This window comes from Luteimonas salinisoli, from assembly GCF_013425525.1.
GTDB classification, from domain to species: Bacteria; Pseudomonadota; Gammaproteobacteria; order Xanthomonadales; family Xanthomonadaceae; genus Luteimonas; species Luteimonas salinisoli.
The window spans coordinates 30,991-46,651 of record NZ_JACCKA010000069.1 but is presented as its reverse complement, the minus strand read 5'-3'; the positions used below and the strand labels follow the sequence as shown (position 1 = coordinate 46,651).

At 71.4% G+C, this 15,661-nt stretch carries 14 protein-coding genes; 10 read left to right on the top strand and 4 right to left on the bottom strand.

What is annotated here, in order from left to right; all coding sequences use genetic code 11:
- Positions 1–15: 15 nt before the first annotated feature.
- From rodA to rarD, 10 genes are all read left to right on the top strand, one after another.
- On the top strand, positions 16–1,137 hold the full coding sequence (gene rodA, locus H0E84_RS11375; protein WP_180678767.1) for a rod shape-determining protein RodA: 1,122 nt from the start codon (positions 16–18) through the stop codon (positions 1,135–1,137).
- A gap of 171 nt (positions 1,138–1,308) precedes the next feature.
- Complete coding sequence (gene mltB, locus H0E84_RS11370) at positions 1,309–2,502, top strand: lytic murein transglycosylase B (protein WP_180678766.1); 1,194 nt, start codon at positions 1,309–1,311, stop codon at positions 2,500–2,502.
- The gene (locus H0E84_RS11365; RefSeq protein WP_180678765.1) at positions 2,499–3,770 is read left to right on the top strand and encodes a septal ring lytic transglycosylase RlpA family protein; all 1,272 of its coding nucleotides are present in this window, start codon (positions 2,499–2,501) and stop codon (positions 3,768–3,770) included. Before mltB ends, H0E84_RS11365 begins: the two co-directional genes overlap by 4 nt.
- A 68-nt stretch (positions 3,771–3,838) precedes the next feature.
- Entirely contained in the window at positions 3,839–5,056 is a 1,218-nt protein-coding gene (locus tag H0E84_RS11360; RefSeq protein WP_425600485.1) for a D-alanyl-D-alanine carboxypeptidase family protein, read from the top strand.
- Between the two features lie 81 nt (positions 5,057–5,137).
- A complete protein-coding gene (locus H0E84_RS11355) occupies positions 5,138–5,416 on the top strand; it encodes a DUF493 family protein (protein WP_180678764.1) in 279 nt (92 codons plus the stop codon).
- A 31-nt stretch (positions 5,417–5,447) separates the two neighbouring features.
- Positions 5,448–6,110, top strand: a complete 663-nt coding sequence (gene lipB / locus H0E84_RS11350; RefSeq protein WP_180678763.1) for a lipoyl(octanoyl) transferase LipB — start codon at positions 5,448–5,450, stop codon at positions 6,108–6,110.
- A 193-nt stretch (positions 6,111–6,303) separates the two neighbouring features.
- Complete coding sequence (gene lipA, locus H0E84_RS11345) at positions 6,304–7,323, top strand: lipoyl synthase (protein ID WP_180678762.1); 1,020 nt, start codon at positions 6,304–6,306, stop codon at positions 7,321–7,323.
- A 193-nt stretch (positions 7,324–7,516) separates the two neighbouring features.
- Positions 7,517–9,706 carry a carboxy terminal-processing peptidase gene (locus H0E84_RS11340; protein WP_180678761.1) on the top strand — a complete coding sequence of 730 codons (2,190 nt, stop codon included), beginning with the start codon at positions 7,517–7,519 and terminating at the stop codon, positions 9,704–9,706.
- 239 nt (positions 9,707–9,945) lie between these two features.
- Positions 9,946–10,947, top strand: a complete 1,002-nt coding sequence (yedA, locus tag H0E84_RS11335) for a drug/metabolite exporter YedA (RefSeq protein ID WP_425600484.1) — start codon at positions 9,946–9,948, stop codon at positions 10,945–10,947.
- A complete protein-coding gene (rarD, locus tag H0E84_RS11330; protein ID WP_180678759.1) occupies positions 10,944–11,855 on the top strand; it encodes an EamA family transporter RarD in 912 nt (303 codons plus the stop codon). The genes yedA and rarD overlap by 4 nt, the downstream gene beginning before the upstream one ends.
- Before the next feature lie 199 nt (positions 11,856–12,054).
- Here the strand turns inward: rarD and H0E84_RS11325 are convergent, their stop codons facing one another.
- From H0E84_RS11325 to H0E84_RS11310, 4 genes are read right to left on the bottom strand one after another with little or no spacing between them, the layout of a single operon-like run.
- Positions 12,055–12,387 carry a hypothetical protein gene (locus tag H0E84_RS11325; protein WP_180678758.1) on the bottom strand — a complete coding sequence of 111 codons (333 nt, stop codon included), beginning with the start codon at positions 12,385–12,387 and terminating at the stop codon, positions 12,055–12,057.
- The gene (locus tag H0E84_RS11320; protein ID WP_180678757.1) at positions 12,384–13,709 is read right to left on the bottom strand and encodes an ABC transporter permease; all 1,326 of its coding nucleotides are present in this window, start codon (positions 13,707–13,709) and stop codon (positions 12,384–12,386) included. The genes H0E84_RS11325 and H0E84_RS11320 overlap by 4 nt, the downstream gene beginning before the upstream one ends.
- A 12-nt stretch (positions 13,710–13,721) precedes the next feature.
- Positions 13,722–14,888 (bottom strand): ABC transporter permease, encoded by a 1,167-nt coding sequence (locus tag H0E84_RS11315; RefSeq protein WP_180678756.1) that lies wholly within the window; start codon positions 14,886–14,888, stop codon positions 13,722–13,724.
- A gap of 15 nt (positions 14,889–14,903) precedes the next feature.
- On the bottom strand, positions 14,904–15,596 hold the full coding sequence (locus H0E84_RS11310; RefSeq protein ID WP_180678755.1) for an ABC transporter ATP-binding protein: 693 nt from the start codon (positions 15,594–15,596) through the stop codon (positions 14,904–14,906).
- Positions 15,597–15,661 lie beyond the last annotated feature (65 nt).

Genomic DNA, 15,661 nt, shown 5'->3' with positions numbered 1-15,661 from the left:
CGCGGGGAGCGGCCTTTGAACGTCATCCTGCGCTGGTTGCTGGACCTGTTCCTGCGCCTTACCCGCACCCTGGACTGGCCGCTGCTGGCGGCGCTGCTGGCGCTGATGGGCATCGGCCTGGCGGTGCTGTACAGCGCCAGCGGCCAGAGCGAGGCGATGGTGACGGCGCAGGCCGTGCGCTACGGCGCCGGGCTGGCGGCGATGTGGGCGCTGTCGCGGCTGCCGCCGCTGCGCCTGCGCGCGGCGACGCCGGCGGTCTACGCGCTCTCGCTGCTGCCGCTGGTGCTGGTGCTGTTCATCGGCACCGGCCGCCACGGGCAGCACTGGATCGATCTGGGCGTGTTCTACTTCCAGCCCGCCGAGCTGATGAAACTCAGCCTGCCGATGATGGCGGCCTGGTACCTCAACCATTTCGGCACCCCGCCACGGATCCGCGATGTGCTCGCCTGCTCGGTGCTCATTGCGCTGCCGACCGCGCTGGTGATGCTGCAGCCCGATCTGGGCACCGCCATGCTGGTGGCGGCCAGCGGTGCGTTCGCGCTGTACCTGGCGGGGCTGTCGTGGTGGTGGTTCGCGGCCGCGGCCGGCGGACTCGCGGTGGCGGCGCCGGCGGCGTGGTTCTGGCTGTTGATGCCGTATCAGAAGGACCGGCTGCTGACCTTCCTCGACCCCGAGACCGACCCGCTCGGTGCCGGCTGGAACATCATCCAGTCGAAGATCGCGATCGGCGCGGGAGGCTTCCATGGCCAGGGCTGGGGGCAGGGCACGCAGTCTCACCTCAACTACGTGCCCGAGCACACTACCGACTTCATCTTCGCGGTACTCAGCGAGGAGTTCGGCTGGCTGGGGGTGGTGGCGACGCTCGCGTTGTACCTGTTCATCGTCGGCCGCTGCCTGTGGATCGCCAGCGAGGCGCGCGATGGCTATGCACGGCTGCTGGCGGGCACCCTGGGCCTGGCGATGTTCGTCTACGTGATCGTCAACGGCGGCATGATCTCCGGCCTGCTGCCGGTGGTGGGCGTGCCGATGCCGCTGCTCAGCTATGGCGGCACCGTGGCGGTGTCGCTGCTGGCCGGCATGGGCGTGGTGATGTCGGTGCATGCGCACCGTCCGGTCAGGGCCGGCGGGCTGGCCTAGGCGCCGCGCAGGTCCTCCGCCATCGCCCGTTGCCGGGTTTCGCGACGGCGCGAACCTGCGCCGCGTCCGCGGCGGTCGCCTCCGTCGGCTGCCCCGACAGGGCAAGCGTCGGCTGAACGCGGGCGGCGGCGCCGGACGCAGGCCGATTTCGCCATGCTAACCTCGCGGCCGATGAACCGACGCGCCGCGCTTCCGCTGGCCACGTGCCTGCTTCCCTTCGTGCTCGCCGCCTGCGCGACCCAGGCCAATCCGTCTGCTGGCGAAGCCGATGCGCTGGATCGGCCCGCGGCCGAGCAGGCCGATGCGCAGCAACCCGGCGCGGAGCTGGCCGGTTCGGAGCGGGCGGACGTGCAGCCGCAGCCGGCGGGCGGGCCGGTCCTGCTGCCGCCGGTGCCGCAACCGCAGGAACGCCCGGTGGCGCCCGAGGCCGTCACCGACCCGGCGATCCCGCGGCAGCAGCGGATCGAGAACTTCATCGACTACACGGTGCGCACCTACGGCGTCGACGCCGCAGCGGTGCGCTCCACCCTCGCTGGCGCGCAGGTGCGACAGAGCATCCTCGACGCGATGTCGCGCCCGGCCGAGAAGACCCGCACCTGGGCCGAGTACCGGCCGATCTTCATCAACGACGCGCGCATCTCCGGCGGCCGCGCCTTCTACGCGCAGCACCGCGAGGCGCTCGAGCGGGTCGCCGCCGAGACCGGCGTGCCGGCCGAGTACATCGTCGCGATCATCGGCGTGGAGACCAGCTACGGCCGCGTCACCGGCAACTATCGCGTGCTCGATGCGTTGTACACCCTGGCCTTCGACTTCCCCAGGCGCGCGCCGTTCTTCGCCGGCGAGCTGGCGCAGCTGTTCGCGCTGGCCGCCGAGGAACCGCAACTGGACATCCCTGCGCTCAAGGGCAGCTATGCCGGCGCCATGGGCCTGGGCCAGTTCATGCCCTCCAGCTACCGGCTATGGGCCGCCGACGGCGACGGCGACGGCCGCCGCGACCTGCTCACCCATCTGCCGGACGTGTTCGCCTCGGTCGCCAACTACTTCGTGGTGCACGGCTGGGAACGCGGCGGGCCGGTGGTGGCGCGCGCGGTGCGCGATCCCGGGGCGGAGGACTTCGCCCCGGAGGGGTACGACCCGGTGTATCCGCTCGCCGACCTCGCCGCGCGCGGCTATCGCCCGCAGCCGGGCGAGCCCATAGCCGCCGGGGCCACGTTGATCTCGCTCGAGGGCGATGCCGGCCCGGAGTACTGGCTCGGCTACCGGAACTTCTACGTCATCACCCGCTACAACCGCTCGCCGATGTACGCGTTGGCGGTGCACCAGCTGGCGCAGTCGATCCGCGCAGGGGCAGGGGCAGGGCCGTGAGGACCGCGGCGGCGCTCGCGGTCGCGGTCCTGCTCGCCGCCTGCAGCGGCGCCCCGACGAAGACCCCGCCGCCCGGCGATGCCGGCCACCGGCCGTCCGCGCCCGCCTCCGGCGCGCGCCAGCCGCGACGCTCGCCGTATCCGCCGGCGCAGGAGGATCTTTCCAAGCGCGGCGACTACACCGCCGGCGGCCTGTACGCCCCGCACATCAACGACAGCGCGCCCGACTACCTCCCCGATGTCGATGCGATCCCGGAGCCGGAGGTCGTCGACGAGCCGCGCTCGCCGTACGGCAACCGCTCGCCCTATCGGGTGCTGGGGCGCAGCTACCGCGTGCTCGACCGCCCGGACGGCTTCGTCGAGCGCGGTCGCGCCTCGTACTACGGCAACAAGTTCCACGGCCGCCGCACCTCGAATCTCGAGGTCTACGACATGTACGCCTTCACCGCCGCGCACAAGTCGCTGCCGCTGCCGAGCTTCGCCCGGGTGACCAACCTGGAGAACGGCCGCTCGGTGGTGGTGCGGGTCAACGACCGCGGGCCGTTCCACGAGGGCCGGGTGGTGGACCTGAGCTGGGCCGCCGCCGTCAAGCTCGACATGCACCGTGCCGGCACCGCCCAGGTGGAGGTGCGCGCGCTCAGCCCCGGCGAGAACGCGCGCCACGACCACGGCGCGGTGGCCGGCGCGCCGGCAGCGGAGGCGCCAACCCCCGTGGCGGCGCCCACCGCGATCGACCGCCTGGTGGAGGCGCTGCCGATCGCTGCCGCCAGCGCCGGCGAGCGCCCCGCAGCCCCGGCCCCGGCAGCCGGGGTGCAGCCGGCGCCGGCCGGCGAATGGCGCTTCGACATGCTGCGCGACGGCCGGGTGATGACGGCCGACGAGTTCGATGCATGGATGGCCGAGCGGCGCGTGCGCGTGGCGACCGGCCGGCCCGGCATCCCCGCGTCGCCCGCGGCGGCTGCTGCCGCGCCCGTGGTGAGCCCCGCACGGGCCGCCGCCACGGCGACCGCGGAAGTCCAGCCCGCCGCACGCGCCGGGGACGGCGTGACCCTGCAGGTAGCCGCTTTCGGGGCCCGTTCCAACGCCGAGCGCGCGTTGTCGATGCTGCGCGGCGCCGGCATCGCGGGGGCGCAGCTGGTCGACGGCGACGCCGGCGGCAAGCCGGTATGGCGGGTGCGCGTCGGCCCGGTCGATGCCGGGCGCGTGGCCGAGCTGAGCGCGCGCTTCGCCGGGCTGGGCTTCGGCCAGCCCCACGTGGTCCGCGAGTAGACTTTCCGCCCATTTCCCACCACATGCCGCGGCCAGGGAGTGCCCGGGCCAATGGAGTTCCGCTGTCGATGAAACGTTCCGCCGTCCGTCCGACCCTCGCCGCCGTCCTGGCCCTGGCCGTTTCCATGCTCGGGCTGGCCCTCGCCCAGGCGCCGGCCCCGGCGCAGGCGCCCCCGGCGGCGCTCAGCGACGACCTGCCGACCCCGCCGCCACCGCCCGTCGTCGGCACCGCCTGGCTGCTGATGGACTACGAGACCGGGCAGGTCCTCGCCGGCGAGAACGTCGAGGCGCGGGTCGAGCCGGCCAGCATCACCAAGGTGATGACCAGCTACGTGGTCGCTGCGGAAATCGCCGCCGGCAAGGTGTCGGCGGACGACCAGGTGATGATGAGCGAGAACGCCTGGCGCAAGGGCGGAGCGATGACCGACGGCAGCTACAGCGGCTTCCCGGTCAACGAGACCGCCACCCTGCTGGACATGGAGAAGGGCATGGCGGTGCAGTCCGGCAACGACGCCGCGATCGCCCTGGCCGAGCACGTGGCCGGCAGCGAGGAGTCCTTCGCCGCGCTGATGAACGCCTATGCCAAGCGCATCGGCCTGAACAACAGCAACTTCGTCAATTCGCACGGACTGTCGGAGGAGAACCACTATTCCACCGCGCGCGACCTGGCGCAGCTCGGCCGGGCGATGATCCGCGACTATCCCGAGGAATACGCCCACAACAAGATCAAGCAGTTCACCGTCGGGCCGATCACCCAGCGCAACCGCAACCTGCTGCTGTGGCGCGACGACAGCGTCGACGGCATCAAGACCGGCCACCATTCCAAGGCCGGGTACTGCCTGCTGTCCTCGGCCAAGCGTGGCGACCAGCGCCTGATCGCGGTGGTGATGGGCTCGACCGGCGAGGCGCAGCGCGCCACCGATTCGCTGGCGCTGCTGAACTGGGGCTTCCGCTTCTTCGAGACCCACAAGCTCTACGACTCCGGCCAGGAGATCACCAGCCAGAAGCTGTGGAAGGGCCAGACCAACGAGCTGCGGCTGGGCCTGTCCGAGCCGCTGCTGGTCAGCATGCCGCGCGGCAAGTACCAGCAGCTCAGGCCGACCATGGACGTGCCGCGCACGCTGGTGGCGCCGATCGAGCAGGGCCAGCAGATCGGCACCGTGCGCGTGACCCTCGACGGCGAGGTGGTCGCCGAACGCCCGCTGGTGGCGCTCGACGCGGTGGAGCAGGCCGGCTTCTTCAAGCGGCTCTGGCACGAGTTCCTGATGTGGTGGAACTCGGACTGAGACGCTTCCGCGGATCGGCCGGGCGGCGCAGGCGCCGCGGTCCGGGTTGGGAAAGGGCCGCGGCGCGCCCATAATCGGTCCATGACCATCAGCTCCGACAACCCCGAACACGGCTTCCAGTTTCCCGGCGATTTCGAGATCACCGCGATGGGGCCGGCCGGTGCCGGGCTCGAGACCGAGATCCCGAACCTGCTGGCCGCCGCCGGCATCACCGTGCTGCACGAGACCGTCGCCACCCGCGAATCCAGCGGCGGCCGGTTCGTGTCGGTGCGGCTGAGTTTCCGCGCCGGCTCGCGCGAGGAGTACGAGACCGCGCACGCCGCGCTGCGCGAGCACCCCGAGGTGAAGTGGACGCTGTGAAGCCCGGACGGCCGGGCCCGGGGCGCCGCCGGTGACCGCCGCCGCACGGGCCATCGTCCGCGATCTGGGCCGCCGGCCCTACGAACCGGTGTGGCGGGCGATGCAGCGCTTTACCGATGCCCGCGACGCGGACACCGTCGACGAGTTGTGGCTGGTCGAGCACGAGCCCGTGTTCACCCTGGGCCAGGCCGGCAGGCCCGAGCACGTGTTGATGCCGGGCGCGATCCCGGTCCTGCACGTCGATCGTGGCGGCCAGGTGACCTACCACGGTCCCGGACAGATCGTCGCCTATCCGCTGCTCGACCTGCGCCGGCTGCGGATCGGCGTGCGCGAATACGTCGATCGTATCGAGCAGGCGGTGATCGAGACCCTGGCCGAATGGAACATCGCCGGCGGGCGCCGCGACGGCGCGCCCGGCGTCTACGTCGCCGGGGCGAAGGTGGCCGCCCTGGGCATCCGCGTGCGCCGCGGCTGCACTTTCCATGGCCTGGCGTTCAACGTGGCGATGGACCTGGAGCCGTTCCGGCGCATCAACCCCTGCGGCTACCGGGGCCTGCAGGTGACCGCGGTGGCCGACCTGGGCGGCCCGTCCGGCCCGGACGCGGTCAAGCCGGTGCTGCTGCAGCGGCTGGCACGGCAGTTCGGACTGGAGCTGCAGGCCGCTGCCCCGCCGGACCTCTCCGCGGCGGCTTGACGACCGCGCCGCCGATCCCCCGCGTAGAGCCGAGCTTGCTCTGCTGCGCAGGATCCGGCGCGGCATGGGCTCCGGGGCGGGGGCAGCGGAGCAAGCTCCGCTCTACGGGCGTGGGGGCGGTGCGGCGGCCGTTCGCGGGACAGCGTCGGTGCACCGTTCTACAATGGCGCCTCACCCGGGATAGCGAGCGGCCATGATGTCCCCTGCCGACAGATCCATCCCGCTGCAGGTGGTGCAGCCCGCGGCCGCGGCGCCGGCGCGCGAGCCGCTGCAGCCCGGCGTCCGCCAGGTCGCCGGCGACAAGATCGCGCGTTCGCCGGTGCAGTTCGCCGACGCCCCCGTCCTGCGCAAGCCGTCATGGATCCGCGTGCGGATCCCCTCCAACGGCGCAGTCGCGGCCCTGAAGTCCAAGTTGCGCGCCAACCGCCTGGTGACGGTGTGCGAGGACGCCAGCTGTCCGAACATCCACGAGTGCTTCGGCCACGGCACCGCCACGTTCATGATCCTCGGCGACGTCTGCACCCGCCGCTGCAGTTTCTGCGACGTGGCCCACGGGCGCCCGAAGCCTCCGGACCCCGACGAGCCGCGGCGACTGGCGGAGACGGTGGCCGATATGGGGCTGAAGTACGTGGTGGTGACCAGCGTCGACCGCGACGACCTGCGCGACGGCGGAGCGCAGCATTTCGTCGACTGCATCGCCGCGATCCGCGCGCACGCGCCGGGCACTAAGATCGAGATCCTCACGCCCGACTTCCGCGGCAAAGGGCGCATGGACCGGGCCCTGGAGATCCTCGCAGCCGACCCGCCGGACGTGTTCAACCATAACGTCGAGACGGTGCCGGAGCTGTACCGCAACGTGCGCCCCGGCGCCGACTACCAGTGGTCGCTGACCCTGCTGCAGAAGTTCAAGGGGCAGCATCCACGGCTGCCCACCAAGTCCGGGATCATGCTCGGCCTCGGCGAGACCATGGACCAGGTGCAGGGCACCCTGCGCGACCTGCGCGCGCACGCGGTCGACATGATCACCATCGGCCAGTACCTGCAGCCCAGCCCGCACCATCACCCGGTGCTGCGCTACTGGACTCCGGAGGAGTTCAAGGCGCTGGAGACGTTCGGCCTGGAGTTGGGGTTCGACCACGTCGCCTCCGGGCCGCTGGTGCGGTCCTCCTACCACGCCGACCGCCAGGCGATGGAGGCCGGGGTCGCCGCCTGAGCCGGGGGCGGGGGCGGGCCCTGGCCGTTTCGCCGGCCAAGCGCCGTTCACGTCCGGGCCACGGCGGCCGGTTAGAGTGGAAATCGCGGTCGCCCGTGCCGGATTGCAACTTTCGGCACTGTTTGCCGTCCATACCGTGTCCACACACTGCAGGCCGGCCCCGCCGGGTCGGTCCCCGAGGGTCCAGCCGCGCATGAAATCCTCCCGCCTGATTTCCACCGTCCTGATCGCCCTGGCCCTGTCGGTGCCACTGGCGCTGATGGCGCGCGCCGACGGCGACGGCATTCCGACCTCCCCGAATGCCGACCAGGCGCGAACGTCCAAGCTGGTCCATGGCCTGCTGTCCGACAGCCGCTATGCCTACCGGCCACGGAAGTTCGACGCGGCGATGTCGGCGGACGTCTTCGACCGTTACCTCGAGGCGCTCGACCCGACCAAGATGTACCTGACCGCCGCCGACGTGGCGCGCTTCGAGCGCCACCGGTCGCGGATGGGCGACGCCATCAGCAACGGCGAGCTCGAGCCGGCCCACGCGATGTTCGCCGTCTACAAGGAGCGGGTGGCCGAGCGGGTGGCGCACGTGCGCGGGCTGCTGGAGCGGGACATCTTCGAGTTCGACGGCGAGGACCGCTGGGAGTACGACCGCGAGGACGCGCCCTGGGCCGCGGACCAGGCCGAGCTGGACGTGCTGTGGCGCCAGCAGGTGCGCAACGACTGGCTGCGCCTGAAGCTGGCCGGCCGCGAGCCCGAGGAGATCCGCAAGACCCTCGATCGCCGCTACGTCAATCACGGCAACAACGTCGCCCAGCTCGACGGCGAGGACGCGTTCCAGAGCTTTCTCAACGCCTATACCGCGGCGATCGATCCGCATACCGACTACTTCAATCCGCGCAGCACGCAGCTGTTCAACCAGAGCATGTCGCTGTCGCTGGAGGGCATCGGCGCGCAGCTGCAGAAGCAGGACGACGTGGTGGTGATCCGCGAGCTGATCGCCGGCGGGCCGGCCGCGATCAGCGGCAAGTTCAAGCCCGGCGACCGCATCGTCGGCGTCGGCCAGGGCGCCGACGGCCCGATCGAGGACGTGGTCGGCTGGCGGATCGACGACGTGGTGGAGAAGATCAAGGGCCCCAAGGGCACCCAGGTGCAGCTCGACGTGGTGCCCGGTTCGGCCAATCTCGACAGCGAGCCGGTACGGATCGTGCTCACCCGCGCCCGGGTGCGGCTGGAGGAGCAGGCCGCCAAGTCCGAGATCATCACCGTGCCCGGCGGCGGCGACGCGGGCGTCGACAAGCGCATCGGCGTGATCAAGCTGCCGGCCTTTTATCAGGACTTCCAGGGCCGCCGCAACCGCGACGGCGACTATGCGTCCGCCACCCGCGACGTGGCGCGCATCCTCAACGAATTCGCCGGCGAGGGCGTCGACGGCGTGGTGCTGGACCTGCGCAACAACGGCGGCGGCTCGCTGAACGAGGCGGTGGAGCTGACCGGCCTGTTCATCGATACCGGCCCGGTGGTACAGGTCCGCGAGTCCGGCGGCCGCGTCAGCGTGGAAGGCGATCGCACCGCCGGTGTCGCGTGGGACGGCCCGCTCGCGGTGCTGATCAACCGCGGCTCGGCCTCGGCCTCGGAGATCGTCGCCGGCGCGATCCAGGACTACGGCCGCGGCCTGGTGATCGGCGAGACCACGTTCGGCAAGGGCACGGTGCAGAACCTGGTCGACCTCGACAGATGGCCCGGCGGCGAGGAGAAGCGTTTCGGCTCGGTCAAGCTGACCGTGGCGCAGTTCTTCCTGCCCGGCGGCAGCAGCACCCAGAACCGCGGCGTGGTCCCCGACATCCGCTTCCCGGTGACCGTCGACGCCAGCGAGTTCGGCGAGAGTACCCACGACAACGCCCTGCCGTGGACCCGCATCGCCGCCGTCCCGCACACCCGCTACGGCGATTTCAAGCCGCTGCTGCCGCAGCTCGACGCGCTGCACGAGGCCCGCATCGTCCAGGATCCCGAGTTCCAGTGGTGGGTGGAGGACGTGGAACAGTTCCGCGCCGAGCGGGCGAAGAAATACGTGTCGCTCAACGAGGCCGAGCGCCGCGCCGAGCGCGAACGGGAGGACGTCAAGCGCCGCGAGCGCCAGGCGCAGCGGCGCGAGCTCGGCCTGCCGCTCGACCCGCTGGCCGAGGACGGCAGCGACGACGGCCTGCAGGCCAACGAGCGCGACGTGGCCCTGGACACCGCCCGGGAGAAGGCCGCCGAGGAGCGTCCGGATCCGCTGCTGCAGGAGTCGGCGGCGATCCTCGCCGATGCCATGCGCCTGCTGACCAGCGATCGCCAGCTGTCGGCGCAGGTGCTTCCGGAGTCGACCCAGCCCGGCAGCTGGGCGCGCTGAACCGAGCCGGCCGGACCGCGGTTCGGCCCGGCCGGCGGAGTCGCGGTTTCCGCAGCCGTCTTGGCCTCGGCCGGCGCCGCGCGGGCAACCGCTGCTGAATCGGGCGCCCTGCAACGGCGCATCCGCAGAGCGACCATGCGCGGTGGGTCATCCCCGTTCCGGAGTCTCCGGCAGGATGCCCGCATGCGGCACGCAGTGTCGCGCACGAGCACCGTTCGCGAGCCCGACATGGGCGTAAGATGACGCGCCTCCGCGCATCTGCCCGCCGTCCCCCGCGCCCCGACCTCTGCACCCCCACCGGACGCTTTCCCATGAGTGCCGTGCCGTCGCTCGTGTCTCGCCCTGCTTCCGCGCTGGCGGTGGCGGGCGCGCTGGCCCTGGTCTACGTGATCTGGGGTTCCACCTACCTCGGGATCCGCTTCGCCCTGGAGGGCGGCTTTCCGCCGCTGTTGATGGCCGGCTCGCGCTTCGTCGCAGCCGGCGCGCTGATGTATGCGGCGCTGCGGCTGCGCGGCGTGCCGGCGCCGAGCGCCGCGCAATGGCGCAATTGCACGATCATGGGAATCCTGCTGCTGGGCGGCGGCAACGGCCTGGTCTGCATCGCCGAACAGACCGTGTCCTCGGGGCTGGCCGCGATCGCGGTGGCGTCGGCGCCGCTGTGGATCGGCCTGTTCGTGACCCTGCGCGGGCAGCGCCCCGGCCCGCTCGAATGGACCGGCCTGGCGATCGGCTTCGTCGGGGTGCTGTGGCTCAATGCCGGCAGTTCGCTGACCGCGACGCCGGTGGGCCTGGTCGCGCTGCTGGTGGCGCCGGTAGCCTGGGCGTTCGGCTCGGTGTGGAGCCGCGGCCGCGACCTGCCCTCGCCGTTCATGACCGCGGCAGCGCAGATGCTCTGCGGCGGCGGCGCGATGTTGCTGGCGGGACCGCTGCTGGGCGAGCGCTTCGACGGACTGCCGACGCTGCATGGCACGCTGTCGGTGCTGTATCTGGTCGGCTTCGGTTCCATCGTCGCCTTCACCGCCTATGTCTGGCTGCTGCACCACGTACGGCCGACGCTCGCCGGCAGCTATGCCTACGTCAACCCGGTGATCGCAGTGGTCCTCGGCGCCTGGCTTGCGGCCGAGCGCTTCACCAGCCACGACATCGGTGCGATGGCGGTGATCCTGTGCGGGGTGGTGGCCATCACCCTGGCCAGGGCGCGGGTGGCGAAGCCGGCGCCCGAAGCGGATCCGGCCACATGAAGGATGCGGCGGGCGAACTGCGCGCCGGGCTCTGGACCGCGGCCGGCGCATTCGTGCTGTGGGGGCTCATGCCGCTGTACTGGCACCTGCTCAAGGCGGTGCCGTCGCTGCAGATCGTCGCCCACCGGATCCTCTGGAGCACGCTGCTGCTGGTCGCCTGGCTGGCCTGGAAGCGCGGCGGCGGCTGGCTGCGCGCGACCCTGGCGCAGCCGCGGCTGGCATGGATGCTGGCGCTCAGCGCGCTGCTGATCGGCTGCAACTGGGCGCTGTACATTTGGGCGGTCAACGCCGGGCACGTGATCGAGACCAGCCTGGGTTATTTCATCAACCCGCTGCTGAACGTGGTGATCGGGGTGCTGTTCCTGCGCGAGCGCCTGTCCACGCCGCAATGGGCGTCGGTGGCGATGGCCGCGGCCGGGGTGCTGTGGCTGACCTTCCACTACGGCAGCTTCCCGTGGATCGCGCTGGGCCTGGCGCTGTCGTTCGCGCTGTACGGGCTGGTGCGCAAGCTGGCGGCGGTGGAGTCGATCCCCGGGCTGGGCGTGGAAAGTCTATACCTGCTGCTGCCCGGGCTGGCGCTGCTGCTGTGGGGCGAGACCCACGGCCAGGGCGGGTTCTTCGCCGGCTGGGGCGCCGGGCTGGTCGCGCTTCTGGTGGTCGGCGGCGCGCTGACCGCGCTGCCGCTGATCGGTTTCGCCTACGCGGTACGGCGGGTGCCGCTGTCGGTGGTGGGGGTGATGCAGTACATCGCCCCGACCCTGCAGTTCCTGCTCGGCGTGTTCTTCTTCCAGGAGGCGTTCGATCGCGACCGCGCGATCGGCTTCGCCTTCATCTGGGCCGCGCTGGCGGTATTCGCGTTCGACGGCTGGCGGCGGTCGCGACGCAGGGCGCTGGCGCCGGTCGCCTGATTCTGCGGCGCCGCTGCTTCGTAGAGCCGAGCTTGCTCGGCTGTGCGGTGGGTCGGGGCTTCGGAGGCGGGAGCAGCGGAGCAAGCTCCGCTCTACGTGCGGGGAGGGGCCGTCGGTTTTCGGGGAGGAAGTCTCTGCTTCGTAGAGCCGAGTTCGCTCGGCTGCGCAGGCTCCGAAGCCTGGCAGGGACCAGGGCCTGTCAACCCCGGACCATCAGCCACAACAGCGCTCCGCTGCCGCCGATCGCCGTCGCCACGGTGGCGAGCCACCAGCGGCGCGCGCGTCGCCGCAGGCGCGCCACGCGCTCGGCGTGCACCGCGCGTGCCTGCTCGATCAGCGGCGCTGCCAGCGCCTGCGCGCGCGCGGTCGCGGTGTCGCGGTCGACGCGGCCGGACTCGGCCGCCAGTTCGGCGTCGTCGTAGCACTCGAACACGCGCCGGTGCAGGTCGGCGTACAGCGCCTCGAGTTCGCGCCGGGGCAGGCGCCGCAGCGCTTCCGGCGCGACGGGCCCGCCCGGCGCGCCGGCGTTCACGCCGCCCGCAGCGCGGTGGTCACCGGCAGCCGCGCCGCGCGCACCGCCGGGAACAGGCCGCCGACGAAGCCGATCGCCAGCGCCCATTTCAGGCCGTTCCACAGCAGTTCGGGGGTGACCCGGAACTCGAAGGTCAGCTGGCCGACGCCGCCGGCGAGCGTGGAGGCGGTATAGCCGTTGAACACCAGCCAGGCGACCAGCCCGCCGAGCACGCCGCCGATCGCCGCCAGCAGCATCGTCTCCAGCATCACCGCCACCACCACCGGCATCCCGCGAAAGCCGATGGCGCGCAGCGTGGCGATCTCGCGCGCCCGCGAGGCCACGGTGGCGAACATGGTGTTGAGCGCGCCGAACACGGCGCCGATCGCCATGATCGATCCGACCACGATGCCGATGATGCGCAGCACCTTGGTCATGCCTTCGGATTGCTTGGCGAAGTACTCGGCAGTCGTCGAGGCCTCCACCTGCAGCCGTGGATCGGACGCCAGGGTCGCCTTGAACGCGCTGAAGGCGCCCGGGTCGGTCAGCTGCGCCGTGATCGAATTGCGGCTGCTGCCGCGCCGGTAGGTGGCGGCCACGATCTCGGCATCGGCCCACATCTCCGATTCCATGGCATCGCCGGATTCGAACACCCCGGCCACGGTCCACACGTCGCTGCCCAGGCGCACCTCGCTGCCCGGGTCCAGGCCGAGGAACTGGCGCCGCGCGCCGGTGCCGACCACCAGTTCGCGGCGGCCGGGTTCGAAGTCGCGACCCTCGACGATGCGCATCCCAGGTCGCACCTTCCAGGCCTCGGCGCCGACGCCGCGCAACTGCACGCTGCCGTCCTCGTCGGGCGCGCCGCCGCGGATCGGCAGGTTGGCGGCGACCACGATCTCGGCAGACGCCAGGGGCTGCCCCTCGGCGTCGCGGGCGACCTCGGGAGCCTGCAGCACCGCCAGCACCGCATCGCGCTCGAGCACCGACATCACTTCCGCGGCGGAGCCGCCGCGCAATACCATCGCGGTCTCCTCGTTGCCGGTGCTGCTCAGCGTTTCGCGGTAGCCCTCGGCCATCGCCAGCAATGCCACCAGCACCGCGACCACGCCGGCGATGCCGATCACCACCACCGAGGAGGCGGCCAGCCGCTGCGGCAGGGTACTGATGCCGACATTGGTGACCGAACCGGCTTGGCGGCCGCTGCGGGTGAGCAGCATCCACAGCGCCAGCACGACACCGAGCGCCACCAGCCCCGGCCACGGCAGGAACGACCACACCGCCAGGCCCGCCAGCACCACCAGGGCCATCGCGCAGCCGAACAGGAACGATTTGAACTTGCCCATGTGCGTGTCCTCTCAGCGGCCGGCGAGTGCGTCGACGATGTTCAGGCGCATCCCGCGCAGGGCCGGCAGCGCGCCCACCAGCAGTCCGATCGCCACCATCAGGCCGAGCCCGAGCAGCCAGCTCTGCAGGCCGATCGGCGGCAGGCTGATCACCCCGCCGCTGGCGGAGGTGACGATCGGGCTCAGCACCGCGGCCAGGCCGAGGCCGAGCACGCCGCCGATCAGCACCAGCAGCACCGACTCGGCCAGCACCATCGCCAGCACGCTGGTGCTGGAAAAGCCGATCGTCTTGAGCACCGCCAGCTCCGAGGTCCGCTCGCGCACCGCCTGCGCCATGGTGTTGCCGGTCAGCAGCAGGAGGGTGAAGAACACCGCGCCCATGATCGAGCCCACGATCAGGCCGATGTCGGCCATCTGCTTGAGCTGCGAGGCGAACGCCGCCTGCTCGGTCATGGTCTTGGTCTCGTCGGGCGAATTGGCCGACAACGCGTCGATCGCCTTGGCGGCGCGGTCGGCCTGGCGGACGTCGCCGACGCGGCTGACGTACCAGCCGACGTCGCCGTCCACGTAGGGGGTCGACTCCTCGAAATAGTCCCAGCGCAGCAGCAGCAGGCTGTCGTTGAAGCCTGCGCTCTTCTCGTCGCGCGAGCGCAGGATGCCGACGATGTCGAACTCCCAGTTCAGGCTGCCGTCGCTGTTGGGAAAGATGGTCGACTGCAGCGGGATGCGGTCGCCCACCTTCCAGTCGAAGCGCCGGGCCAGGTCCTGGCCGACCAGGATGGCGGTGCGCGTGCTCGCGAACGCCTGACGCTCCTCGGCGCTGACCTCGATCTCCGGGTACAGGTCGAGATAATTGTCCGCCACCGCGAAGCTGAAGATCTGGTTGCGTGGGTCCTGGTAGGCGCCGCCGAACCAGTTGGCGTAGGTCACCGCCTCGATGTTGTCGACCCGGGCGATGCGCGCCCCCAGCGACAGCGGCAGGGTCTCGATGAACGACAGCCGCGAGCTGGTCTGCAGCCGCTGCGCGCCGTCGGCGTTCTGGCCGAGCTGGGCGAAGCTGGTGCGGATACCGTCGAGCATGCCGAACAGCAGGAACGCCGCGACGATCGAGGCGAGGGTGAGGAAGGTGCGGGTCTTGCGCCGGAACAGCGCCGCCCAAACCAGGTGCAGGTATTTCATGCCGGCATCTCCCGGTCAGGCGGCCTGGGCCGGGGCTTCGACCAGCGTGCCCTTGTCCAGGTGCAGGGTGTGCGAGGCGTGCTCGGCGGCCTTGGGGTCGTGGGTGACCATGACGATGGTCTTGCCGTGCTCGCGGTTGAGCGTCTGCAGCAGGCCGAGGATCTCTTCCGCCGACTGGCGGTCGAGGTCGCCAGTGGGCTCGTCGCAGATCAGCAGGGTGGGATCGGAGACGATCGCGCGGGCGATCGCCACGCGCTGCTGCTGGCCGCCGGACAGCTCCATCGGCTTGTGCCGGGTGCGGTCGGCCAGGCCCACCAGGGTCAGGGCGATCTCGGCGTTGCGCTTGCGCTGCGCGCCGCCGAGCTTGGTGAGCAGCAGCGGCAGTTCGACGTTCTTCTGCGCGGTCAGCGCCGGCATCAGGTTGTAGAACTGGAACACGTAGCCGACGTTGCCGCTGCGCCAGGTGGACAGCTGGCCGGCGCCCATCCGGTCGATGCGCTCGCCGGCAACCTCGATCTCGCCGGAGGTCGGGGTATCCAGCCCGCCGATCAGGTTGAGCAGGGTGGTCTTGCCCGAGCCGGATGGGCCCATCAGCGCGACGAAATCGCCGGCCTCGATCTCCAGGTCGATGCCGTGCAGCACCTCGATCTTCTCGGGACCGCGCTGGTAGGTCTTGGTCAGGTTGCGGATCGAAACCAGGGATGTCATCGGCGTTGCCTCGTAGTCTGCGGGAATGGCCGTCGCCCGGCCTGCAGTTGCCTGTGCGTGGTTCG